This window comes from Paraburkholderia youngii (assembly GCF_013366925.1).
GTDB lineage: Bacteria > Pseudomonadota > Gammaproteobacteria > Burkholderiales > Burkholderiaceae > Paraburkholderia > Paraburkholderia youngii.
The window spans coordinates 6,261,874-6,286,504 of record NZ_JAALDK010000001.1 but is presented as its reverse complement, the minus strand read 5'-3'; the positions used below and the strand labels follow the sequence as shown (position 1 = coordinate 6,286,504).

At 64.6% G+C, this 24,631-nt stretch carries 21 protein-coding genes; 5 read left to right on the top strand and 16 right to left on the bottom strand.

Annotated elements, in window-relative coordinates:
- Positions 1–45: 45 nt before the first annotated feature.
- The 9 genes from hslU to G5S42_RS28595 all read right to left on the bottom strand — a co-directional run bounded on the left by hslU (position 46) and on the right by G5S42_RS28595 (position 9,779).
- A complete protein-coding gene (hslU, locus tag G5S42_RS28635) occupies positions 46–1,392 on the bottom strand; it encodes an ATP-dependent protease ATPase subunit HslU (RefSeq protein ID WP_176109812.1) in 1,347 nt (448 codons plus the stop codon).
- Between the two features lie 10 nt (positions 1,393–1,402).
- A complete protein-coding gene (hslV, locus tag G5S42_RS28630; RefSeq protein WP_176109811.1) occupies positions 1,403–1,939 on the bottom strand; it encodes an ATP-dependent protease subunit HslV in 537 nt (178 codons plus the stop codon).
- 339 nt (positions 1,940–2,278) lie between these two features.
- Positions 2,279–2,698 (bottom strand): RNA polymerase-binding protein DksA, encoded by a 420-nt coding sequence (gene dksA, locus G5S42_RS28625; protein ID WP_008923580.1) that lies wholly within the window; start codon positions 2,696–2,698, stop codon positions 2,279–2,281.
- A 684-nt stretch (positions 2,699–3,382) separates the two neighbouring features.
- Positions 3,383–4,483: a CobW family GTP-binding protein gene (locus G5S42_RS28620; protein WP_176109810.1), complete on the bottom strand. Its 1,101-nt coding sequence runs from the start codon at positions 4,481–4,483 to the stop codon at positions 3,383–3,385.
- A gap of 231 nt (positions 4,484–4,714) precedes the next feature.
- Positions 4,715–5,917 carry a class I SAM-dependent rRNA methyltransferase gene (locus G5S42_RS28615; protein WP_176109809.1) on the bottom strand — a complete coding sequence of 401 codons (1,203 nt, stop codon included), beginning with the start codon at positions 5,915–5,917 and terminating at the stop codon, positions 4,715–4,717.
- A 61-nt stretch (positions 5,918–5,978) separates the two neighbouring features.
- The gene (gene xerC, locus G5S42_RS28610) at positions 5,979–6,902 is read right to left on the bottom strand and encodes a tyrosine recombinase XerC (RefSeq protein ID WP_176109808.1); all 924 of its coding nucleotides are present in this window, start codon (positions 6,900–6,902) and stop codon (positions 5,979–5,981) included.
- Positions 6,903–6,925: 23 nt separating this feature from the next.
- Positions 6,926–7,672 carry a DUF484 family protein gene (locus G5S42_RS28605; protein ID WP_176109807.1) on the bottom strand — a complete coding sequence of 249 codons (747 nt, stop codon included), beginning with the start codon at positions 7,670–7,672 and terminating at the stop codon, positions 6,926–6,928.
- A gap of 57 nt (positions 7,673–7,729) precedes the next feature.
- Positions 7,730–8,665, bottom strand: coding sequence for a diaminopimelate epimerase (dapF, locus tag G5S42_RS28600; RefSeq protein WP_176109806.1), 936 nt, complete (start codon positions 8,663–8,665; stop codon positions 7,730–7,732).
- A 229-nt stretch (positions 8,666–8,894) separates the two neighbouring features.
- Positions 8,895–9,779 (bottom strand): lipid A biosynthesis lauroyl acyltransferase, encoded by an 885-nt coding sequence (locus G5S42_RS28595; RefSeq protein ID WP_176109805.1) that lies wholly within the window; start codon positions 9,777–9,779, stop codon positions 8,895–8,897.
- A 285-nt stretch (positions 9,780–10,064) separates the two neighbouring features.
- Between G5S42_RS28595 and metK the strand changes: the two genes are divergently transcribed.
- Complete coding sequence (gene metK, locus G5S42_RS28590) at positions 10,065–11,252, top strand: methionine adenosyltransferase (RefSeq protein ID WP_176109804.1); 1,188 nt, start codon at positions 10,065–10,067, stop codon at positions 11,250–11,252.
- 167 nt (positions 11,253–11,419) lie between these two features.
- Here the strand turns inward: metK and G5S42_RS28585 are convergent, their stop codons facing one another.
- Positions 11,420–11,782 (bottom strand): hypothetical protein, encoded by a 363-nt coding sequence (locus tag G5S42_RS28585; RefSeq protein ID WP_176109803.1) that lies wholly within the window; start codon positions 11,780–11,782, stop codon positions 11,420–11,422.
- A 515-nt stretch (positions 11,783–12,297) separates the two neighbouring features.
- On the opposite strand from G5S42_RS28585, the gene G5S42_RS28580 reads away from it, so the two are divergent.
- On the top strand, positions 12,298–13,059 hold the full coding sequence (locus G5S42_RS28580) for a phytanoyl-CoA dioxygenase family protein (protein ID WP_176109802.1): 762 nt from the start codon (positions 12,298–12,300) through the stop codon (positions 13,057–13,059).
- Positions 13,060–13,089: 30 nt separating this feature from the next.
- On the opposite strand, the gene G5S42_RS28575 is transcribed toward G5S42_RS28580, so the two are convergent.
- Complete coding sequence (locus G5S42_RS28575) at positions 13,090–13,296, bottom strand: DUF3185 family protein (RefSeq protein WP_152851698.1); 207 nt, start codon at positions 13,294–13,296, stop codon at positions 13,090–13,092.
- Positions 13,297–13,523: 227 nt separating this feature from the next.
- Here G5S42_RS28575 and mgrA point away from each other — a divergent pair, with 227 nt between their 5' ends.
- Complete coding sequence (mgrA, locus tag G5S42_RS28570) at positions 13,524–14,567, top strand: L-glyceraldehyde 3-phosphate reductase (RefSeq protein ID WP_176109801.1); 1,044 nt, start codon at positions 13,524–13,526, stop codon at positions 14,565–14,567.
- A gap of 102 nt (positions 14,568–14,669) precedes the next feature.
- Here the strand turns inward: mgrA and G5S42_RS28565 are convergent, their stop codons facing one another.
- The 5 genes from G5S42_RS28565 to G5S42_RS28545 form a co-directional block, all read right to left on the bottom strand.
- Positions 14,670–14,852, bottom strand: a complete 183-nt coding sequence (locus tag G5S42_RS28565) for a hypothetical protein (protein ID WP_008923386.1) — start codon at positions 14,850–14,852, stop codon at positions 14,670–14,672.
- A gap of 283 nt (positions 14,853–15,135) precedes the next feature.
- Positions 15,136–16,326 (bottom strand): MFS transporter, encoded by a 1,191-nt coding sequence (locus G5S42_RS28560; RefSeq protein WP_312883620.1) that lies wholly within the window; start codon positions 16,324–16,326, stop codon positions 15,136–15,138.
- Between the two features lie 219 nt (positions 16,327–16,545).
- Positions 16,546–18,114 (bottom strand): efflux transporter outer membrane subunit, encoded by a 1,569-nt coding sequence (locus tag G5S42_RS28555; RefSeq protein WP_176110662.1) that lies wholly within the window; start codon positions 18,112–18,114, stop codon positions 16,546–16,548.
- A gap of 8 nt (positions 18,115–18,122) precedes the next feature.
- Complete coding sequence (locus G5S42_RS28550) at positions 18,123–19,439, bottom strand: efflux RND transporter periplasmic adaptor subunit (RefSeq protein ID WP_176109799.1); 1,317 nt, start codon at positions 19,437–19,439, stop codon at positions 18,123–18,125.
- Positions 19,440–19,542: 103 nt separating this feature from the next.
- Positions 19,543–22,725 carry an efflux RND transporter permease subunit gene (locus G5S42_RS28545; protein ID WP_176109798.1) on the bottom strand — a complete coding sequence of 1,061 codons (3,183 nt, stop codon included), beginning with the start codon at positions 22,723–22,725 and terminating at the stop codon, positions 19,543–19,545.
- 419 nt (positions 22,726–23,144) lie between these two features.
- Here G5S42_RS28545 and G5S42_RS28540 point away from each other — a divergent pair, with 419 nt between their 5' ends.
- Both G5S42_RS28540 and G5S42_RS28535 read left to right on the top strand, forming a co-directional pair.
- The gene (locus G5S42_RS28540) at positions 23,145–23,357 is read left to right on the top strand and encodes a hypothetical protein (RefSeq protein WP_176109797.1); all 213 of its coding nucleotides are present in this window, start codon (positions 23,145–23,147) and stop codon (positions 23,355–23,357) included.
- 217 nt (positions 23,358–23,574) lie between these two features.
- Positions 23,575–24,612: a serine/threonine protein kinase gene (locus tag G5S42_RS28535; protein ID WP_176109796.1), complete on the top strand. Its 1,038-nt coding sequence runs from the start codon at positions 23,575–23,577 to the stop codon at positions 24,610–24,612.
- Positions 24,613–24,631 lie beyond the last annotated feature (19 nt).

Genomic DNA, 24,631 nt, shown 5'->3' with positions numbered 1-24,631 from the left:
ATGCATCAGCGTATGCATCAGCGCTTGGCGCTGTCACCGCGCATATCACAGCACGTAGCGCGACAGATCCTCGTCTTCCGCGACTTCGTTCAACGCGCGATCGACATACGCCGCGTCGATCTGCACTGTCCGGCCGGAATGATTGCCGGCCGAGAACGACACTTCCTCGAGCAGCTTTTCGATGACCGTATAAAGACGCCGCGCGCCGATGTTCTCAGTCTTCTCGTTGACGGAGTATGCGATCTCGGCAAGACGGCGGATGCCGTCGTCGGCGAATTCGAGGTGCACGTCTTCGGTCGCGAGCAGCGCCTGGTATTGCTTGACGAGGCTCGCATCCGTCGACACGAGGATCGATTCGAAGTCGTTGACCGACAGCGAGTCGAGTTCGACGCGAATCGGAAAGCGCCCCTGCAGTTCCGGGATCAGATCGCTCGGCTTCGCAAGATGAAACGCGCCGCTCGCGATGAACAGGATGTGATCGGTCTTCACCATGCCGTACTTGGTGTTGATCGTCGTGCCTTCGACGAGCGGCAGCAGATCGCGCTGCACGCCCTGACGGGACACTTCACCGCCGCCGGCTTCGTTGCGCGATGCGATCTTGTCGATTTCGTCTAGAAACACGATGCCGTTCTGTTCGACGTTCTGCACCGCCTTGGCTTTCACCTCTTCGTCGTTCAGCATCTTGCCGGCTTCTTCGTCGGTGAGCACCTTCAGCGCTTCCTTCACCTTCATCTTGCGGCGCGTCTTCTTGCCGCCGCCGATGTTGGCGAACATCGAGCGGATCTGCTCGGTCATGTCTTCCATGCCCGGCGGCCCCATGATGTCCATGCCGACCTGCGGCTGCTCGACGTCGAGCTCGATTTCCTTGTCGTCGAGCTGGCCTTCGCGCAAGCGCTTGCGGAACGTCTGACGCGTCGTGCTGCCTTCATCGGCGGTATCGGTCGAACTCGTGCTCGAACCGAAACCGACCGGCCGTGCGGTCGGCAGCAGGATGTCGAGAATGCGGTCTTCGGCCAGATCGCCCGCTTTGGTCCGCACTTTGCGCATTTCCGTTTCGCGGGTCTGCTTGACCGAAATCTCGATCAGGTCGCGCACGATGCTGTCGACGTCGCGGCCCACGTAGCCGACTTCGGTGAACTTGGTCGCTTCGATCTTGATGAACGGCGCGTCCGCGAGCTTCGCGAGACGCCGCGCGATTTCCGTCTTGCCGACGCCGGTCGGTCCGATCATCAGGATGTTCTTCGGGGTGATTTCCTGGCGCAGCGGTTCGTCGACCTGCTGACGGCGCCAGCGGTTGCGCAGCGCGACGGCCACGGCTTTCTTCGCGCGGCCTTGGCCGATGATGTGTTTGTCGAGCTCGGAGACGATCTCGGCGGGGGTCATGGTGCTCATCGATGGGTCCTTACTCGATCGTCTCAATGACGCGGTTATGGTTCGTGTAGATGCACATGTCGCCGGCGATTTCCAGCGATTTCTCCACGATGTCGCGCGGCGATAGCTCGGTGTTGTCGGAGAGCGCCTTCGCGGCCGCCTGCGCATACGCACCGCCCGAGCCGATCGCGCAGATGCCGCCTTCGGGGTCGAGCACGTCGCCGTTGCCGGTGATGACGAGCGTGGTGGTCGCGTCCGCGGTGATCAGCATCGCTTCGAGACGACGCAGCATGCGATCGGTGCGCCAGTCTTTCGCGAGCTCCACGGCCGCGCGCGTCAGATTGCCCTGATGTTTTTCGAGCTTCGCCTCGAAGCGGTCGAGCAGCGAGAAGGCATCCGCCGTGCCCCCGGCGAAGCCGACCAGCACCTTGCCGTTATAGATGCGCCGGACCTTCTTCGCGCCGCCTTTCATGACGATGTTGCCGAGCGTCACCTGGCCGTCGCCGCCGAGCGCCACCTTGTTGCCGCGGCGCACGGAAACGATCGTCGTGCCGTGAAATTGCTCCATATGCGTTCCTCTTTGCAAAACGGGTAGGACGCGGCAGCACTGCGCGCTGCCGCATGAATCCAGTCAGCGGACGGCGCGCCGGCTGGCGCGCTCGTGAGCGCATGTCCGATCTATTTTAGGGCGGGCGCGGTCATATCAAGATCCGCCGGAAGGCCTAGGGAGAAAAACTGAAAATCCGCTCAGGAAGCCTGAGAAACGAGGCGGGAACGCGAGGCGGGACGGGAGGGATGGCGGAGCTTGCGCGGAGGTCGCGCAAAAAGAAAAGGCGCACGGTTCACCGTGCGCCTCTCGACGAAGCAGCGTTTTCAGGGCGCCAGGCCGAAGCCGCGCCTCGGCTAATCAGTCGCCGAACAGTTTCTGGCGCAGTTCGCGGCGCTCTTGTGCTTCGAGCGACAGCGTGGCTGTAGGCCGTGCGAGCAGACGCGGAATGCCGATCGGCTCGCCGGTTTCTTCGCACCAGCCGTAGTCGCCCGCCTCGATGCGCGCGATCGATTGCTGCACCTTCTTCAGCAGCTTGCGTTCGCGGTCGCGCGTGCGCAGTTCGAGCGCATGCTCTTCCTCGATCGTGGCGCGATCGGCCGGGTCCGGCACGATGACCGTTTCACGCAGGTTCTCGGTCGTCTGGCCAGCATTGCGGAGAATGTCCGCCTGCAACTGTTCGAGCCTGTTCTTGAAGAAGGCGAGCTGATCCTCATTCATGTAATCCTTGTCGCTCATCTTCAGGATTTCGGCTTCGGTCAAGAGTCGTTTCGTCGTCATCTGGCTTACTTCTTCAATGTGAGGCAAAACTCATAGTGCCCGCACTTTCGTATTGCCCGCAAACGCGTCGCGTGGACGCGCGGCGCAGGGTGGTCACGAACGTTGGGCTGTCGTGACGCCGAAGCGCCTGGCGCCCACGCACACCGGGCGCTGCTAGCTACGCCGCTGCGGGGCCGAACTCCTCTGGAAACCGATTCACACATGCTCCTGAGGCATCGCTCGCCGACAAGCGCGTGCCCTTTCAGGCCGTGCCCGCCGGCGTTTTCGGCGTGTCTCCGGACAAGATTTTCCGGCGCCGTTTCAGGCCCGTCGCGGGATACGCGCGACCGGGCAATTCGTTGTCATTCTCCAGTGGGCACGTATTGTAACTGAATCACAATCCGGCACCGCAACAGCCGAAATTCCGCCTGCGGTGCAGCGATATCCCGAAAATATAACGCGCACAAAGCCAAAAAGCGATGGTCGTGCACGCTTTAATGCAGCAGGGTTTTCACGCGGTTTTCATATAGCCGGCAATCGCACGGTCTCCGTGCCACGGCATCGCAGTTTCTGCAGAGGATTCACGCCCGCGCAGTCGGCGTCGGGCGTCTCGGCGCAATAGAAGTAGCACGACGCATGCCGCGCTATGCGCGGCGTGTCGTGGGCCTTCTACCGGGTTTGCTGGTGTGACGGCGCTGCGCCCGCTTAGGCGAGGCAGGCGTCGAGACCGTCGGTGATCAGGTCGCGCGGCAGTTCGATGCCGATGAACACCATCTTGTTGGTCTTCTTCTCGGCCGGTTGCCATTTCGCGGCGAGGTCGCTGCCCATCATTTGATGCACGCCCTGGAACACGACCTTGCGATCGACGCCCTTCATGTACAGCACGCCCTTGTAGCGCAGCAGGTGCTCGCCGTAGATCTGCAGGATGCCGCCGAGGAAGTCCTCGAGCTTGTTCGGATCGAACGGACGATCGCTGCGGTACACGAACGACTTGATCTTGTCGTCGTGATGCGCATGGTGGTGATGCCCATGATCGTGGCCTTCGTGATCGCAATGGCCATGGTCGTGATCGCAGTTCGCGTGATCGTGGTCATGGTCGCCGTGCGTGTGGCCGTGTTCGTCGTGCGCATGCGCGTGGCTGTGCGCGTGTTCGTCTTCGGCGAGGAAGTCCGGGTCGATTTCGAGCTTCGAGTTGAGGTTGAAGCCCCGCAGATCGAAAATTTCCTTGATGTCCGCTTCGCCGAAATTGACGACCCTTATCGCCGCCTTCGGGTTCATGTGCAGCAGACGGTGACGCAGATCGCCCACCTGCCGCTCATCGACGAGATCGGCCTTGGTGATGAACAGGCGGTCGGCAAAACCGACCTGGCGCTGCACAACTTCGTGCTCGTCGAGCTGACGGTCCGCGTGCTTCGCATCGACCAGCGTGATGATCGCGTCGAGCAGGAATTCGCTCGCGATCTGATCGTCCATGAAGAAGGTTTGCGCGACCGGGCCCGGATTTGCGAGGCCGGTGGTTTCGATCACGACACGGTCGAAGTCCACTTCGCCCGCCTGCTTCTTCGCGGCCAGATCGTTGAGCACGCGCGACAGGTCGCCGCGAATCGTGCAGCAGATGCAGCCGTTGCTCATCTGGATGATCTGCTCGGTCGTGTCCTGCACGAGAATCTCGTTGTCGATGTTCTCTTCGCCGAACTCGTTCTCGATGACGGCGATCTTCATGCCGTGCTTTTCGTTCAGGATGCGCTTGAGCAGGGTGGTTTTACCGCTGCCGAGAAAGCCGGTCAGGATGGTGACTGGAATCATGTGGGTCGCCTGTAAGTCGTGAAACGGTGCGTGATCGAACGCTAGCGCAAGGCTAGCCAGAAGCGTGAGGCCGGCCGCCGCGGCCAGATGGCGCGGCCCTGTCCAGCCGGTTATTGAAACATATTTGCCTGGCGGGCGCAGGGGCGGCCGCCTTGCGGCCGGCTGATGGCCGGCTGCGCGGAGGCTGGCCGCCGCCGCCGGCACGCGCAATTGCCCACGAAATATGGGCGATCAGGCGATTTGCAACAGCAGGCCCTTCAGATACTCCCCTTCGGGGAATGCCGTGAGCAGCGGATGATCGACGCCCGCGCCGAGCCGCTTCAGGATGCGTGCGTCGACGCGGGCGTCGGCGGCGGCGCCGGACACGATCTTCTGGAACAGTTCGGGATCGATCGCGCCCGAGCACGAGTAGGTGAACAGCAAACCGCCCGGACGCAGCAGCTTCAGGCCCGTCAGGTTGATGTCCTTGTACGCGCGCGACGCGCGGTCCACGTGCTCGCGCGATGGCGCGAACTTCGGCGGATCGAGCACGATCAGGTCGAAGCGCTCGCCTTCGTCGTAGAGGCGCCGCAGTGTCTTGAACGCGTCGGCGTCGAGCCAGCTCGCGCGATCGGCGTCGAAGCCGTTGGCCGCGACGTTCTGCTGCGCGAGCGCGAGCGCTTCACCCGACGAATCGACCGACACCACGCGCTTCGCGCCACCCTCGAGCGCCGCGAGCGAAAAGCCGCCGGTGTAGCAGAAGCAGTTCAGCACGTCGCGATCTTTCGCGAATTGCTGCACGAGCAGGCGGTTATCGCGCTGATCGACATAGAAGCCGGTCTTGTGGCCGTTGCGCACGTCGACGTGATAGCGCACGCCGTTTTCGCTTGAGATCAGCTGCTCCGAAGGCGGCTCGCCCGCGAGCACACCGGTGACCTGCTCGAGCCCTTCCTTCTGACGGATCGACACGTCCGAGCGCTCGTAGACGTTCGGGCAGCCGGTCGCGCCGATCAGCGCCGCGACGATCGCGTCCTTCCACGCCTCGACGCCGGCCGCCATGAACTGACAGACGATCTGGCTGCGCTGACCCGCGTCCTCGGCGACGTAGTAATCGACGATCAGGCCCGGCAGACCGTCCGCCTCGCCGAAGATCAGTCGCACGGCGCCGGTGTCGCGAACCATCGCCTGACGATGCGCGAACGCGCGCTGCACGCGGCGCTTGAAGAACGCGTGATCGATCGGCTCGGCTTCGTCGAAGCTCCACACGCGTGCGCGGATCTGCGAGTGCGGGCTGTAGGCGGCGCGCGCGAGGAAGCGGCCATCGTGCGCGCGCACGAGCACGGTCGCGCCGGGCGCGGGGCGGCCGTCGACATGTTCGATCGCATTGGCATACACCCACGGATGGCGGCGCAGCAGCGATTTTTCTTTCGACGGTTTGAGCGTAACGGTATTCATCAGGTGTCGGTCAGGTACTAGCGATGGCGGCGCGTCGTGGCGCGCGGCGGCAGTCGCGTGATCAGTTGCGTTTCTTTGCGCGAGGATGCGCGCTGTCGTAGACGTGGGCGAGGTGCTGGAAATCGAGGCCCGTGTAGACCTGCGTCGCGGTGATGCTCGCGTGTCCGAGCAACTCCTGCACGGCGCGCAGATCGCCGCTCGACTGCAGCACGTGCGTCGCGAACGAATGGCGCAGCACGTGCGGATGCACGTTGGCAGGAATGCCGGCCGCGAGCGCCGCGCGCTTCACGCGCTCGCGCACGACGTTCGGCGACAGCCGGTTGCCGCGCGCCGACAGGAAGAGCGGATGCGGATCGTGGCGGACCATCCGTTCGCGCACCGCGAGCCATGCGTTCAGCGCCGCGACCGCCTTGCTGCCCACCGGCACGACGCGGCGCCGGTTGCCTTTGCCGAGCACTTCGACTTCGCCGGAATCGAGCTTCAGCCAGCCGGCCGAGCGATAACCGTCGATGTCGGCGAAACGCACGTCGAGGCCGACCAGTTCGGCGAGGCGCAGGCCCGACGAGTAGAACAGCTCGAGCATCGCGTGATCGCGCAGGCCTTCGGGGGAGTCGGCGGGCGCGCTGTCCATCAGGCGCGCGGTGTCGTCGACGGAAAGCGCCTTCGGCAGCGTTTTCGCCTGCTTCGGCGCGCGCACCGCGGCGACCGGATTGGCCGGCAGCTCGATTTGGCCCGCAAGCCAGCGATAAAACGCGCGCCACGCCGACAGCCGATGGCCGATCGACCGCGCGGTGAGGCCGCCCGCATGCGCGCGCGCGACGGCGCCGCGGATGTCGACGGCGGTGAGACTTTCGAGCTGTCTGCCTTTGGCGAGCAGCTTCAGTTCCGCGAGCTCATGCGTATAGCCGCGCAGCGTATGCTCCGACAGCCGCCGCTCGTGCTCGAGATGCGACAGATAGGCGGCGATCGGGTCGGCGGCGGTCACGGTGGGCGGTGACGTTGCGTGGCTCAGCGCGGCAGCAGCCGGCTCAGCGCGGCGCTCGCGAGCGCGCCGATCTGCGTGAGGAAATCGGTGGCCATGCCTTCGTGGAAGCGTCGCGGGTCGGACGAGCCCATCACGAGCAGGCCGAACGTCGGCGCGTCTTCGGCACCTTCAGGGTCGCGCAGCGCAAGCAGCGCGATCGATTCGGTGGTCTGCGCCGTTTCGCTCGTTGGGGCGCTGGGGTCGTCGGTCGCGCTTGCCGGCGGGTTGGCCGCGCCGTTGGACGCGCTCGCCGCCTGCGGGAGCCATTGCGCGGCCTCGAAGCCGGTGTTCGCGCCGCAGTACGGCGTGCTCAGGCTGCCCGCGAAAATCCGCACTTCCTCGCTGACGTGGCGCGCGAAGTCGGCTTGCGCATACGGCTCGGCGACGTCCCACACGCGCAGTGCCGCTTGCGGCACGTCGAAGATATCGAGCAGACCGCCGGCGATCGTGCGCGGCAGCGCGTACGGATCGCGCTCAGCCATCACGCGGATGGTCCAGCGGTTGAACTTCGCCGCGATGCTGTCGTTCTCGTGACCGTAGCGCAGCAGTTCGGCCAGACGCCGTTCGAGATGCTTGTTCTTGTCGCGCAGCATCTCCATTTGCCGCTCCTGCAGCGACACCGCGGCTTTGCCGTGCGGGTTCGCGAGTCGGATGGTCGCGAGCGTTTCCGCGTGTTCGACGAAGAATTCGGGATTGGCGAGCAGGTATTCGGCGACTTCGCGATCGTTCATAGTTTCGGCTAGAGGACTACGAGATGGCCGCCTCGCGGCGGCGCGTAGGTCAATGAGTTAGACGGAGGGCGCCACGGCGGCCGGGCTGGACGGATTGCGCTGCGACGAGTCGGGCGATGCGCTCGACGCCTCTTCTGCCAACTCGATCTCCCCTTCGAAGACGGTGGCCGCGGGGCCGGCCATCAGCAGCGGCGCGCCTGGTTGCGCGATGTCCCACGTGATCGTCAGATCGCCGCCGTGCGTGTGCACGAGCACCGGCGAATCCAGCAGCCCGCGCCGGATACCGGCCGCGGCCGCCGCGCACGCGCCGGTGCCGCACGCGAGCGTTTCGCCCGCGCCGCGTTCGTAGACGCGCAGCCTGATCTCGCTGCGATTGACGATTTGCATGAAGCCCGCATTGACCCGCTGCGGGAAGCGCGTGTGCCGCTCGATGGCCGGACCTTCGACGAGCACCGGGAACGCCTCGGCATCGTCGACGACCTGCACCGCGTGCGGGTTGCCCATCGACACCACCGACATCCAGCGCGTCGTGCCGTTCACGTCGAGCGGCCAGAGCGTGTCCGCGCCTTCGCGGCGGCCTTGCAGACCTTTGGTCGCGAACGGCACGAGTTCGGGATCGAACACGGGAGTGCCCATGTCGACGATCACCTCGCCGTTGTCCTGCATCGTCAGCGTGATCGTGCCTTTCTGGACTTGCACGCGCACGCTGCGCTGGTCGGTGAGACCGCGCTCGCGCACGAACCTGACGAAGCAGCGCGCGCCGTTGCCGCAATGTTCGACCTCGCCGCCGTCGCAATTGAAGATGCGATATCTGAAATCGACGCCTTCGACGGTCGGCTTTTCGACCAGCAGCAACTGGTCGGCACCGACGCCGAAATGGCGATTCGCGAGCGCGCGCACCTGCGCCGTGGTCAGTTCAAGCGGTTGGGTATAGCCGTCGAGCACGACGAAGTCGTTACCCGCGCCGTGCATTTTGGTGAATTTGAGCTTCACGTTTTTCGTGTATCCGTTGCTGCGTAGGGCTTCGCGCGTGCGGGCGGAGCCGAAAATCCGGGCCTTGCCGGCTGTTGGGTGAATCACCCTTTCGAGCCGTGCTGGGCCAATAGCAGATGATACACGTTGGCCCATCGGAAACGGTATGGCGAGCAAGGGGCCTGGATGCCGCCTCACGTGCACTCATCGACGTGCTCCGACTGCCGGGAGCCGGGTCCAGCGCCACTCTTCAATACACCCCCGGCACTCCCGGCGGCCGCGTCTTGAACCGCTTGTGCACCCAGTAATACTGCTCGGGCATCAGCGGAATCTGCTCTTCGAGAAATTCGTTCATGCGTCGCGCATCGGCGTCATCATCGCCGGTCGGATAGTTGTCCCAAGGCTTGAAGACCTTCAGCCGGTAGCCCTTGTAGTTCGGCAGCACTTCGCCGATGAACGGTACGACCTGCGCGTGTCCGACCTTCGCAAGACGGCCGACCGCGGTCAGCGTGCAGGTCGGCACGCCGAAGAACGGCACGAACGTCGAATTGCGCGCGCCGTAGTCCATGTCCGCGCCGAGCATCACCGGTTTGCGTTCGCGCAGCCAGCGCAGTACGACGCGCGCGCTGTCCGCGCGGCTTGCCATGTCCGCGCCGAAACGCGCACGCGCCGCTTTCGCGACTGCCTCGAGCTCCTGATTCGACATCGGCTGATACAGCGAGCCGCACTGGCGCTTCAATGAGTAGTTCAGAAAAATCGAACCGGCCTCGATGCCGACAAAATGAAAGCCGAGAAAGAGCGTCGGCGGCAGGTTCGGGTCGGTCAGATCGATTGCGCTGTCGAGCTGGATCAGCTTTTCGAGCTTCTTCGCCGAGCCGAACCACTGCACGCTGCGCTCGAGATAGCTGCGGATCGCGTGACGGAAGTGCTTCTGCGCGACGTCCTCGCGGCGCTCGTCGCTCCAGTCGGGGAAGCACAGCTTCAGATTCGTATGAACGATGCGCTTGCGACGGCTAGGGATTTGATAGAGCAGCCAGCCGAGCCCGTCGCCGAGACGGGCGACGAATCCATACGGCAATAAGGCAAAGAGTTTGAGCAGCCCGACCGCGAGCTTCGCGCCGTAGCTGCTCAGCATGCAGCCTCCGGGCGCGCGGCGCTGCTAGGGGCGGGATTGCGGGGAGCGGAAAAATTGGCGTGATACCGCACTCGTGGACACTCTGTGACATTCAAAGGAAGTCGCTATAATAAGGGCTTCGCCGAGTTAATAGACAACTTGCGGGGCGAAGCCGGCGGGTGCGGTCCATGGGTTTCCATGAGTCAAGCGTCCATCGGTAAGGTAATCCGCTAAAGCGTCGCCGCTTCAGACTCCCGAAGTCGGCTACGTGGAACGCAACCGTAACCACTAACAGGAGTCTGCAACGTGGCAAACGACTATCTCTTCACTTCCGAATCCGTTTCCGAAGGCCATCCCGACAAAGTCGCGGACCAGATCTCGGACGCGATCCTCGACGCCATCCTCGCTCAAGACAAGTACTCGCGTGTCGCGGCCGAAACGCTGTGCAATACGGGTCTCGTCGTGCTGGCCGGTGAAATCACCACCACCGCGAACGTCGACTACATTCAGATCGCGCGCAACACGATCAAGCGCATCGGCTACGACAACACAGACTACGGCATCGACTACCGCGGCTGCGCGGTGCTCGTCGCCTACGACAAGCAGTCGCCGGACATCGCCCAGGGCGTGGACCGCGCGCACGACAACAACCTCGATCAAGGCGCGGGCGACCAGGGTCTGATGTTCGGTTACGCGTGCGAGGAAACGCCGGAACTGATGCCGCTGCCGATCCACCTGTCGCACCGTCTCGTCGAGCGTCAGGCGAATCTGCGCCGCGACGGCCGTTTGCCCTGGCTGCGCCCGGACGCGAAGTCGCAGGTCACCGTGCGCTACGTCGACGGCAAGCCGCATTCGATCGACACCGTCGTGCTGTCCACCCAGCACGCACCGGACATCGAGCTCGACACGCTGCGCGAAGCGGTGATCGAAGAAGTGATCAAGCCGACGCTTCCGGCCGAGCTGATCAAGGGTGACGTCAAGTACCTCGTGAACCCGACCGGTCGCTTCGTGATCGGCGGTCCGCAGGGCGATTGCGGTCTGACGGGCCGCAAGATCATCGTCGATACGTACGGTGGCGCGGCACCGCACGGCGGCGGCGCGTTCTCGGGCAAGGACCCGTCGAAGGTCGACCGCTCGGCAGCTTACGCCGGCCGTTACGTCGCGAAGAACATCGTGGCCGCGGGCCTCGCGTCGCGCTGCCTGATCCAGGTGTCGTACGCGATCGGCGTCGCTCAGCCGACCTCGGTGATGGTCAACACGTTCGGCACCGGCCGCGTGTCGGATGCGACGATCACGGAACTCGTGCGTCAGCATTTCGACCTGCGTCCGAAGGGCATCATCCAGATGCTCGACCTGCTGCGCCCGGTCTATGAGAAGAGCGCGGCGTATGGCCACTTCGGCCGCGAAGAGCCGGAATTCACGTGGGAAGCCACCGACAAGGCGCTCGCACTCGCCGAAGCGGCAGGCACCGAGCCGGTCGCGGCAATTGCGTAACTAGCGCGTAACCAGCGCGAGTCGATCGTTACCTGAAAGCAAAAAACCCCGCCGGCGTGAGCCGGGCGGGGTTTTTCTTCGTCCGTCGATCGCGTAACGATGCCGTCGCGCTCGAAGTCTTGCACTAGCCACTCAACGCGCAACGGCAACTCACCGGCCCAGCAATCTCAGCGGCTCGCAAACGCAAACGCGAACCACCCGCTGCTGCTCGTCGACAGCCGACGCGGTCGGCGGCTCGCAGGCGTGCGCACCGCCGGCGCGCGTTTCGCGACCGCGAGGTGCAACGGTGTCGGCTTGCGCAGCAATGTGCGCAGCGACAGACGGCGCGTGCCGCTCTGCTGGCGCAGCGCCGAGAAGAACGTATGGAACCAGGTGCGAAAGCCGTCGACGGCCTTCGCGTCGCGCCACTGCTCCCCGAGCGCGCGGGTGCGCGCGGCATGGTGACGCAGCGCCCGCATCATATGACGGCGTGCGGGACGCGCCGCTTTCAGCGCGGCGCGGGTAAGACGGGTGCTCAAAAGAGTATGCATGGCTTCACATTTAGGCAATGAACCGCACGTCGGCGCGTGCATCGGATGTGCACGGACAAACAGCACCATATGTGCCAATGACGGGGTTGCGATGAACGGCCTGAAAGCCGGATATTCGGTGCGGCTCGTATCGCGGGAGATCGCGACGCGAAACACGGCGCGCAGCGCAGCGAAGGTACAACGCGGAGAAACCGACGGCACGAGCCTTGACGGCCTGCGCACGATAGAAAATTGCGTAAGCGGCGATCGACATGCGAGCAGGCTACACGGGAATCGTGACGTCAGAAAGTCGGGTTAGTACCCTGCGAGATCGAATTCCCTCAGGATCGAATCGTCGCTAACAACAATCTGGTTTCACTTTTGACGGGCGATTTGCGTGCATATTTGGCCAGCGAATGTGCGATGTGGGTGCGCCGCACGCTTGAAACTGGTGCATTGGCGCGCCGCGAAACAACGCGCCCCGATCGCGCCCGTTTTACAATCGAACATCAGTTAGTCGACGTTAACGGAACGCCATGTCACTCCATTCGAAGAAAGAGCAGATTCAAACGTTGCGGGAGCAGGGTTTTGTCGTCGTGCCAGAACTCGTGTCGCCCGAGCGTTGCGACGAGCTGAAGCGGATCGCACAGCGGCAGTTGCAGGAAGCGGCGGCGCCGATCGAATTCGAAGCGGATCTGAAGTATCCGGGCGCGCCGTCATCGAAAGATGCGCCGGGCGGACATACGGTGCGGCGCCTGCTCGACGCGTACGGTCGTCACCCCGCGTTCGCGCAATGGGCGACTGCGCCCGAAATCCGTGGCTGGATGGAACTGTATTTTGGCGAGGAGCCGCGACTGTCGCGCGCGCATCACAACTGCATGATGACCAAGCACCCCGCATACGGCAGCCTGACCGGCTGGCATCGCGACGTGCGTTACTGGTCGTTCGAGCGCGACGACCTGGTGTCGGTGTGGCTCGCGGTCGGCCCGGAAACCATCGATAACGGCGCGCTGTGGTTCGTGCCGCAATCGCATGGCGCCGCCTTCACGTCCGACCGTTTCGACGAAGCGAAATTTTTCCGCACGGATCTCGCCGAGAACGAGGCGGCGATCCGCACCGCGGTGTCGCCGGAGCTGAAGACCGGCGACGTGGTGTTCTTCCACTGCAACACGCTCCACTCGGCCGGCAAGAATCTCAGCGATCAGGTGAAGTTCTCGCTGGTGTTCACCTATCACGGCGTAAGCAACGTGCCGCTGCCCGGCACGCGCTCGGCCGCGAAGCCCGAGATCGCGTTCTAGCTATTTTCGTCGCGGGCCTCGTGCGGACACTCAGCGCTTGCGCCCCGACATCGCGATTCCCGTCAGCCCGGCGAGCGTCGCCACCACGCCCGCGACGATCAGCACGATCGCCTTGTTGCTCGGCGAACCGGTAAAGAAGCGCGACACGTCGCTGCTCACCGAATTGAACGCCTGCCCGCCGAAATACAGCAGCACGATGCCGCCGACAATCAGCGCGATCGAAATCGCCTTCGCCATCTGCACCTCCCATCAACCTGAACCGGCCAGAGTGTAGGTGAGCCGCGCGTGCTCGTCTATCCCGCATACTGGGTGCCTGCAAGCGCCGCGTCGATTGGCTAACATAGCGGTCTAGCCGCACCACGGCGACATCACGACAATAAATCCCCCGAGCAGCACGCCTCCCGCAACGCGCGAATCCTCACGCCCGCAATTCTCGGGCGATCTCATCGACAAGGACACTAGCAATGGCTTACGAAGCAGCTTCAGAACGCTATTCGGACATGCAATACCGCGTCTGCGGCAAGTCGGGTCTCAAACTGCCGGCGCTGTCGCTCGGCCTGTGGCACAACTTCGGCGACACCACGCCGATCTCGACGCAGCGTGACATCCTGCGCACGGCCTTCGACCTCGGCATCACGCACTTCGATCTGGCGAACAACTACGGCCCGCCGTACGGCAGCGCGGAAACCAATTTCGGCCGTCTGTTCAAGGACGATTTCAAGCCGTATCGCGACGAGCTGCTGATTTCGTCGAAGGCCGGTTGGGATATGTGGCCGGGTCCGTACGGCCAGGGTGGCGGCTCGCGCAAGTACGTGCTCGCGAGTCTCGACCAGAGCCTGAAGCGCATGGGCCTCGAATACGTGGACATCTTCTATTCGCATCGCTTCGACGCACATACGCCGCTCGAGGAAACCGCGGGCGCGTTGGCGAGCGCGGTGCAGCGGGGCAAGGCGCTCTACATCGGCATCTCGTCGTACTCGTCGGCGAAGACCCGCGAAATGACCAGGCTGCTCGCCGAATACAAGGTGCCGCTGCTGATCCATCAGCCGTCCTACAACATGCTGAACCGCTGGATCGAACACGACCTGCTCGATACGCTCGCCGAAGTCGGCGCGGGCGCAATCGCATTCACGCCGCTCGCGCAGGGGCTGCTGACTGGCAAGTACCTGAACGGTGTGCCGGCCGATGCGCGCGTCAACAAGCCGGGCGGCGGTTCGCTGAAAGACGAGCATCTGAACCCGCAGAACATCGAACACGTGAGGAAGCTCAACGACATCGCACAGCGCCGTGGTCAGAGCCTCGCGCAGATGGCGCTCGCATGGGCGTTGCGCGATCAGCGCGTGACGTCGGTGCTGATCGGCGCGAGCCGCGCGGAGCAGGTGCGCGAGAACGTCGGCGCGCTGAAGAACCTCGCGTTCTCGGCCGACGAACTCGCCGAAATCGATCGCTATGCGACCGAAGGCGGGATCAACCTGTGGGAAAAGCCATCGACGGACCAGGCGATCTGATCGCGTGAGGAGCCGTCCGCGCAACAGGCGGACCGAACGAACGGCAAAACGAAGCCGCACGCTCAGCGTGCGGCTTTTTCGTTGGTACTTCGCGCCGCGCCGCTACACGAGCGCCGGCAGACCCTCGACCAGCGCCACCGCGCACATCACACCGATCAGCGCGCCCAGCACACGCAGCGCGTTGTGTCGCAACTCGGTTTTGCAGGGCAGCGCGCCGACGAATAGCGCACCCGCTAACGCCATCGGAATGACCAGGATGAAATCGCCGATCGTGAAGTACGTCATCTTCGTCTCCTCCCATGCAGGATGGATGCTATTTCGTTCCGGCAGAGGCTGCGGTTTTGAAATCATGCAGTACCAGTGCACGAATTGAGTATAGGAGACGGATGGAGCGGTGCGGCGGCGCGAGCTTGCGCGCCGGCGCTTATTCGCAAGCTGCTGAACGCCGGCGCGACGGGCGTGAGGCGATTTGCGCGGCGCAACAAAACACGGCGCAAAGTATCGAGCGTTCACTTACGCAAGCCTTTCGTTTTGCGCCGATCCATGCGGGATCGATGATCGCGCGCGGCTATTCGCGTGCGCGCAGGCGCGTCGCCGCGACCAGGCCAATCACGAGCAGCGCACCGACCAGCCCGACGACCCCGTTCCAGCCATGACCGGCCCACACGTGGCCGCCATACGAGCCGACCAGGCTCGAGCCGATGTAGTACGCGAGCAGGTACAGCGCCGCGGCCTGGCCTTTCGCATCTTTCGCCAGACGCCCGACCCAGCCGCTCGCGACCGAATGCCCGGCAAAGAACCCGAACGTCACGCATGCGATGCCGGCCGCGACCGCCGCGAGCGGATGCAGCATCGTCAGCGCGAGGCCGAACACCATCAGCAGCAGGCTCCCGATCAGCACGCGCGCGCGGCCGAACGTATCGGCCATGCGCCCGGACCACGGCGACGCGACCACACCGACCAGATAGACGATGAAGATCGCGCCGATCTCCGTCTGATTCAGCCGATACGGCGGCGCGAGCAGCCGGTAGCCGATGTAGTTGTACAGCGTGACGAAGCTGCCCATCAGAACGAAGCCGAGCAGGAACAGCAGCGGCAAGCCCGGTCGCGTGAACTGCCGCAACAGCAGCGTGCGGTGATGCGCGAAGCCGAGCCCGCGGCGTGGCACGAAATGGCGCGATGGAGGCAGCAGTGCGCGGAACGCGAGCATCGACAGCAGGCCGAGCACGCCGATCGTGCCGATTGCGACGCGCCATGAAAACAGATCGGCGACCACGCCGGTGATCACCCGCCCTGCCATCCCGCCGATCGCCGTGCCGCCGACGTACAAACCCATCGCAAGACCGAGACCGTCGGGATGCACTTCCTCGGCGAGATAGGCCATCGCGACGGCCGGCACGCCGCCGAGCGCGAGCCCTTCGAGCGTGCGCAGCACGAGCAGCTGATTCCAGTGCGGCGCCACGGATACGCCAATCGTCAGCACCGACGACACCGTCAGCGACAGCGTCATCAGCTTGTGCCGACTCCAACCCTCGGAGACGAAACCGGCGACGAAAATCGCCAGCGCGAGCGCCGCGGTGGATAGCGACAGCGACAGACTGCTTTGCGCCGGCGTCACGTTGAACGCTTCGGAGAACGACGGCAGCAGCGGTTGCACGCAGTAAAGCAGCGAGAACGTCGCATAGCCGGCGAACAGCAGCGCGAGGCTGGCGCGCCAGTACGCGCGCGAGCCGCGTTCGAGATAGGGGATGTCCGACACGCTGGCGGTGCGGGTGGAAGCAACTGAAGCTGCAACGGGGGAGGGAACGGCAGATGCAGTCCGCTGGGATTGCGGCGGCAGGGTCACAACAGAACTCCTTGGGTCACACGGAAACGCGCGAAAGGCGTTAAGGATACGCTGAAAACTCGCTTCGAGCCCGTGGCGTGGGCAACGCGCGCGCCCTTCACGCCTCGCATGTCGCGCGCCCGTCTCCCGGCGCTAGCCGTGCGCGCCCGCGTCGTTGGCCGGCGCCGGCGTCTGCCTCGCACCCGAAGTCGCGGACGGCGGATGCCCGACCACATCGTCGCCCGGCAGTCCCGACGTATCCCAGCCGCCGCCGAGCGCCTTCACGAGCGCGACGCTCGCGGCCATCCGGCGGCGCGCGATCGACACCGCGTTGCGCTCGTTGGTGAGCGTGGTCGTCTGCGCGACGACCACGTCGAGATAGGTGATCGCGCCGTTCCGGTAGCGGTCCGACACGACCGCGAGCGCGCGCCGCGCGGCCGCGACCGCGTCGTCCTGGGCGGCCGCTTCCTGTTCCAGCACGCGCAGCGCGGCGAGATTGTCCTCGACCTGGCCGAACGCGTTCAGCACCGTTTGCCGATATTGCGCAACGCTTTCGTCGTAGTGCGCGCGCGCCTGATCGTTGGCGGCCGCGCGGCCGCCGAAGTCGAGCAGTGTGCCCGCGAGCGTCGGCCCGAGCGACCACAGCCGGCTCGGCGCGAGCAGCCATTGGCTGTAATTGGTCGCTTCGAGTCCGCCCGTCACGGCCAACACGAGGTTCGGGAAAAACGCCGCGGTGGCCACGCCGATCTGCGCGTTCATCGCGGCGACGTGCCGCTCGGCCGCAGCGATGTCGGGACGCCGCTCGAGCAATCCGGACGGCACGCCGGTCGCCGCGACGACCGGCACCGCGACGAGCGGCGCGACCGGTAGCGTGAAGCCCGACGGCGGCTGGCCGATCAGGATCGCGATCGCATGTTCGAGCTGCGCGCGCTGCACGCCGAGATCGAGCGCCTGCGCCTGGGTCGTCTTCAGCTGCGCTTGTGCCTGCGCGACATCGGCATCGGTCGCGATGCCGCCGGCGTAGCGATGCTGCGTCAGTTCGAGCGCCTGCTGGTAGGCCTTGATCGTGTCGTCGAGGAGTCGGCGCTCCTGGTCGAGCCCGCGCAGCTCGAAGTAATCGGTGGCGAGCTCTGCCTGCATCGACAGCAGCGCGGCGTCGACGTCGGCGGCGCTCGCCTGCGCGCCAGCCTTCGCGCCTTCGACGCTGCGCGACACGCGGCCCCACAGGTCCGGTTCCCACGACGCGTCGACCTGCACCAGATAGTCGTTGAGCGCGAGACCAGCGGTCGATTTATGCAGCACGTTCTCCGAGGTCCGCGTGCGCGAATACTGGACGCCCGCGGTGACCACCGGGAAGAATTGCGAGCGATATTGCGCGACGCTCGCGCGCGCGGCGCGAAAGCGCGCTTCGGCGGCCTGCACGTCCTGGTTCGCGCTCGCGACCTGCGGTTCGAGCGCATCGAGCGATGCGTCGCCGTAGATGCGCCACCACGCGCCGCGCGTGAGCGTGTCAGCGGGTTGCGCGGGCTTCCAGCCGGTGCCCTCGAGTTCGCGCCAGGTCGCGGGCGTGACGGCGGCGGGCCTCACGTAGTCGGGGCCGACGGTGCAGGCGCCGAGCGCGCCGGCGAGAGCCAGCGCGACTGCCGGGGCGCGAATGGAAACGCTCGCCGACCCGCGCGCGAATTCAGCCGAAGACGCAAGCACGCGCCGCAAAACCGACATCTTCATCATCACGTCCTCGCGCCCGGCCGCGCGCCGGCTAGCGTCGCCGGCGAGCTGGCCGCCGCGCCGGTCGCACCGGCGGCTCCAGCCGCGCCTTCCGAAGCCGGACCGTCTTCCGCCTTGCGCGGCACGATGCGCACCGGTGCGCCATCGACGATCGAATCCTGCGGATTCAGGATCACCTGCTCGTTGCCCTGCAAGCCCGCCACGATCGCGACGCGCGTGCCGAAGTCCGTGCCGAGCGATACCGGCAGCAGCTTCACCTTGTGCTGGGGATCGACGGTCGCGACCTTGACGCCGTCGGGGCGGAACAGCAGCGCGTTGCCTGGCAGCGTGAACGACGCCGTGCCCGCGCCGAGCGCGAAATGCACCTGCGCGTACGCGCCCGGCAACAGCTCGCCGCTGCGATTGTCGACGTCGACTTCGACGAGCATCGTGCGCTGCTGCGGATCGACCGCGCCGGCGGTGCGCGCGACCGTGCCCGGATAGTGCCGCGACGGCATCTCGGTCAGCGTCAGAAACGCGCTCTGCTGCGCGCGCACCTGCTGCGCGTACGCTTGCGGCACGTTCACATAGACGCGCAGCCGGTCCGCCTGCGCGACATGAAACAGTTCCTTCGCGGGACCGCCCGAGCTGCCCGCGTCGATCAGCGCGCCGACGTCGACGTTGCGCGCGGTCACGGTGCCGTCGAACGGCGCATAGACTTTCTGGAACGACTGGGTCTTTTCGAGTCTTGCGACGTTGAAACGCGCGGCGTCGAGCGTGGCCTTTTTCGCGAGCATGTCGCCGACTTTTTCGTCGGTCTCCTGCTTCGACACCGACTTGCTTCTGAACATTTCCGTCCAGCGATCCGCGGTGCTCTTCGCCAGCGCGTAATTCGCTTCGGCGTTGGCGAGATCGGCGCGGGCGGCGCGCAACTGGTCGTCGATTTCGGGCGTGTCGATTTCCGCGAGCAACTGGCCGCTCTTCACGCGCGCGCCGATGTCGGCGTACCACTTCTTCAGATAGCCGTTGGTGCGTGCGTAGATCGGCGTGTCGAGGAAGGCCTGCACGTTGCCGGGCAACGTCAGATCGAACCCGGCCGACGACTTCTGCGGCTGCACGACTTCGACGCTTATCTGGCTCGTGTGCTCGGCATCGCGTTCGAGCGCCGCATGCGCATCGTGGCGCGACCAGATGCCTTGCGCGGCGAGCGCGAGCACCGCGACGGCGGCGGCGATCATGATCAGGCGCGTGCGTCGCGCTTTCGCCGGATCGTGCGCGGCGTGACCGCCAGAGCCAGAGCCTGAACCCGAACCCGAGCCGCCGGGACGTTGTGCTTCCATCAAGCTTCCCCTTCGAAATTGCATGGGCAGTCGAGGCTGCCTCTTGTGTCGTGGCATCGCATGTTGCGCGTGCCAGTTGGTACGGTCATCGCGTGCTGGATGTTCATGGCTTCTGCACCACGTGTTCCGCGGCCCGCTGATGCCGCGCCGCGAGCCGTCGATAGATCATCGAGAACACCACCGGCACGAAGATCAGCGTGGCCAGCGTGCCGACCGCGAGCCCGCCGATCACCGCGCGCCCGAGCGGCGCATTCTGCTCGCCGCCTTCGCCGAGACCGATCGCCATCGGCACCATGCCGATCACCATCGCGAGCGCGGTCATCAGCACCGGGCGGAAACGCGTGAAGCCCGCTTCGATCGCCGCGCGGGTCGCGTCGCCGTGCAGCAGCAGCTGTTCGCGCGCGAAGCTGATCACCAGAATCGAGTTCGCGGTCGCGATGCCGATACACATGATCGCGCCGGTGAGGGCCGGGATCGACAGTGTGGTGTGCGTGAGGAACAGCATCCACACGATACCCGCGAGCGCGCCCGGCAGCGCGGTGATGATGATGAACGGATCGAGCCACGACTGGAAATTGACGACGATCAGCAGATACACGAGCAGCACCGCGAACAGCAGACCGGCGAGCAGGCCCGAGAACGACTCGTTCATCGTTTGCACCTGGCCGCGCAGTTCGATCGTCGAGCTCTTCGGCAGCTCGGCTTTCGATTCGTCGATGATCCTGCGGATGTCGTCGGACACGCCGCCGAGGTCCCGGCCGTCGGCGGTGCCGTAGATGTCGATCGTGGTTTGCGCGTTGTAGTGCGTGAGCACCGCGTTGCTGGCTTCGCGGCGCATCGTCGCGAGCGAGCCGAGAATGTTGTTGCGCCCGTTGGCGTTCAACGGGATGTTCGCGAGCGATTGCAACGAATCGATCGTGTATTGCGGCGCCTCCGTGATCACGTTGTAGCTGACGCCGTTACGCGGGTTGAGCCAGAACGTCGGCGTGGTCTGCTGGCTGCCCGACAGCGTGATCAGCAGATTGCTCGCGATATCGCGCTGCGAAAAGCCCGCTTGCTGCGCGCGCGTGCGATCGACGTCGATGAAAATCCGCGGCAGATCGGCGGGCTGCTGGATGCGCGCATCGACGAGTCCCGGCACCGTGCGCAGACGGTTCAGCAGCTTCGCGGCGAACGCACGATTGGCGGCCACCTCACGGCCGACGATCTGGATGTCGATCGCCGACGGCATGCCGAAGTTCAGCGTCTGACTGACGATATCGGCCGGCAGAAACGCGAACTGCACGCCGGGGAATTCGTCGGTGAGCGTGCGCCGCAAGGTGCGCACATAGCCGGTGCTCGGATGATGTTCGGGATTCAGCGTGATCAGGATGTCCGAGTCGGAGGTGCCGATCGTGCCCGTGTTGCTGTACGACAGGTTGATACCCGACACCGGCAGGCCGATGTTGTCGATGATCGAATGCAGTTCGCCGGCCGGAATCAGCTGGCGGATGCGCGCATCGACTCGATCGGTCAGCACCGCGGTTTCCTCGACCCGCATGCCGGTTTTCGCGCGCATGTGCAGTGCGATCGTGCCGGCATCGACGGCGGGGAAAAAGTCGCGGCCGATAAACGGCAGCAACAGCAGCGACGCGCCACAGCACACGAGAAACAGCGTGACGAACAGACCCGGCCGCGCGATACGCGCTTCGAGAAACACGCGATAGCGCTCGCGCAAGCGCGAGAAACCGCGCTCGAACGCATAGTGCACGCGCATGAACGGATTGCGTGTTTGCGCCGGCGCGTGATGCAGATCAGCGGGCTTGTGGTGATAGCGCAGCAGATACTTCGCGAGCGTCGGCACGAGCGTACGCGAGAAGAAGTACGACGCGAGCATCGCGAACACCACCGCTTCGGCGAGCGGAATGAACAGGTAGTGCGCGACACCGGTGAGCAGAAACATCGGCACGAACACGATACAGATCGACAACGTCGACACGAGTGTCGGAATCGCGATCTGATGCGCGCCGTCGAGAATCGCCTGCTCTAGCGTCTTGCCCTGTTCGAGCTGATGGCTGATGTTCTCGATCGCGACGGTCGCATCGTCGACCAGAATCCCGACCGCGAGCGCGAGCCCGCCGAGCGTCATGATGTTGATCGTCTGGCCGAGCGCCGACAACGCGATGATCGACGTGATCATCGACAACGGAATCGATACCGCGATGATCAGCGTCGCGCGCCAGTTGCCGAGGAACAGCAGAATCATCAGGCCCGTCAGGCACGCGGCGATCAGCGCTTCACGCAATACGCCCTCTACCGATGCACGCACGAACAGCGACTGGTCGGCGACAGGGTCGATATTCAGCGACGGCGGCACCAGATTGCGCAGCGTCGGCATCATCGTCTTGATGCGGTCGACGATATCGAGCGTGGACGTGTTGCCGCTTTTGTTGATCGTCAGCAGCGCGGCGCGCTGGCCGTTCACGCGCACGATGTTGGTCTGCGGCTGGTAGCCGTCGCGCACGTGCGCGACGTCGCGGATATAGACGGTGCCGTTTGCGGTGGTGCGGATCGGAATGTTGTTCAGCCCGGCGAGCGAATCGGGGCTGCCGTTCATTACCACCGAGTACTCGGTCGAGCCGATTTTCGCGGTGCCAGAAGGCAGAATCAGGTTCTGCGCGGAGACCGCGCTGACCACGTCCATCGGCGACAGATTGCGCTCCTGCAGCTTGCGCGAATCGATATCGATCATGATCTGCCGTTGCTTGCCGCCATACGGCAGCGGCGCGGATGCACCCGGTACGGTGGCGAGCTGCGTCTTCAGGAAGTTATTGCCGAAGTCGAACAGCTCCTGCTCGGTCAGCGACGCGGACGACAACGCGAGCCGCAGAATCGGTACCGTCGACGCGTTGTAGCGCAGGATGAACGGCGGCGTGATGCCGGGCGGCAGCGAGCGCACTTGCGACTGCGACAGCGCGGTGACCTGCGCGAGCGCTTCGTCGATATTCGCGCCCGGCTGGAAAAAGATCTTGATGACCGTGATGCCGTTCAGCGACGTCGATTCCGTGTGTTCGATATCGTTGACCGCCACCGACAAGCCGCGCTCGTAGTTCAGCGCGATGCGCCGCTCCATTTCGTCGGCGGGCAGGCCGTTGTACGACCAGATCACCGACAGCACCGGAATATCGATGTTCGGAAAGATGTCGGTGGGCGTGCGCAGAATCGTCAACGGCCCGACGATCAGCAACAACAGCGCCAGCACGACGAACGTATAGGGGCGCCGTAGCGCGAGACGAACGATCCACATGACTAGCGCCGACGAATGAAATCAGCCGCGGCCGCGCCGCGTGGATCGGAAACGCAGGCGCGCCCGTGGGCGCGAAGACAGGTGCGAGGCTGCGCCTCACCCGCATCTGGCAGATCGTTCTGGCAATGCACGTTTTTGATGTCTCCCCCCGCAGGGTTTATGATGGTCTTCATTACGACGTCTGACGCCGAAATCATCGGCCGTGCGCAGCGTAATGGGAATAGGGCGAAACGACTGGTGAAAGCCTTCTATTCGCCTTCCCAAAGCCCCGCAAAGCGGGAACAATGACTCGAAGCTCTCACGCGCCAGGCGCGCGACAGATTAAGTGCGCACGCAACGTCCAATGCGAAGCGGCGTTTTTATCATCACCTCGACCGGCGTGAAATCATAAAGCCGGCTAAGGGAAGCGGGGAATTATCATGGAAGTCGGTTCCATTGTCCGATCGGTACATATCGCCGTGCCGCAAGGCGCGCGCGGAATCGTCATGCGCATTCTTGGCGACATGGCGATGGTGGCGTGGTACGCCGGCGAACCCGGCGCATCGCGGCAGCTCAATACCGAACCCTTTTTCCTCGAAGACCTGATCGATACCGGCGACCTGATACGTCCGGCCGGCGCGCAGACGCATTGAACGAGAGGCTTACCTGTTGCTCATTGCCGTTGTGTGACACGCAGGAGTGGGTTGTAGTGATGTTGTAAGGTGAGATCGGCTCGCCAGCATCGCTGCGGGTTGATGCGCGCGTCGATTCACGGCGCGCCGCAAATCAGCCCGTATTTCCAGCGTGCCACGCACGCATTGCGAGCCGTCGCCCTCGTCTTTAGCCGCGGCGCGGCGCACAATGCGGGGCATGAACGACACCATTCCCGATAATTTCCATCCTGAGGCCGGCGCCGATGGCGCCGTGCCGTTCGCGCGGCTCACGCCGGAAACCGTGCTGGACGCGATCGACGGCGTGCTCGCAACGTCCGGCGTGCGGACCGACGGCCGTCTGCTGCCGCTCAACAGCTACGAAAATCGCGTCTATCAGGTCGGCGTCGAAGACGGTCCGCCAGTGGTCGCGAAGTTCTATCGTCCCGAGCGTTGGAGCGACGCGGCGATTCTCGAAGAGCACGCGTTCGTCGCCGAACTCGCCGCGCGCGAGATTCCGGCCGTGCCTGCGCGCATGCTCGATGGCCGCACACTGCATAGCTTCGACGGTTTCCGCTTCTCGGTCTTCGAGCGACGCGGAGGTCGCGCGCCGGATCTCGACCGGCGCGACACGCTCGAATGGCTCGGACGTTTCATCGGACGCATTCATGCGATCGGGCAAACCCAGGACTACGCGGAACGTCCCGCGCTGAACATCGACACGTTCGGCTACGAGCCGCGCGACTTCCTGCTCGCGCATCGTTTCGTGCCCGACGACCTGCGCACCGCGTGGGAAACCGTCGTGAATCTCGCGCTCGAAGGCGTCGCGCGTGCGTTCGAGCGGGCCGGCGAGATTCGCACATTGCGTCTGCATGGCGACTGTCATCCGAGTAACCTGTTGTGGACCGATGCGGGCCCGCATTTCGTCGATTTCGACGACAGCCGCATGGGTCCCGCGATTCAGGACCTGTGGCTGCTGCTACCGGGTGAACGCGCGGAGGCGTCGCGCGCGCTCGCCGATCTGCTCGCCGGCTACGAGGATTTCTGCGAGTTCGAGCCGCGCGAACTGTATCTGATCGAAGCGCTTCGCACGTTGCGGCTGATTCACTATCAGGCGTGGCTCGCCCGCCGCTGGAACGATCCGGCGTTTCCAGCGGCGTTTCCATGGTTCAACACCCAGCGCTACTGGGAGGACCGCATCCTCGAGATGCGCGAGCAGATCGGCGCGATGCAGGAAGGGCCGTTGTGGCCGGTTTGACGCGTTAACGCGTTGATGG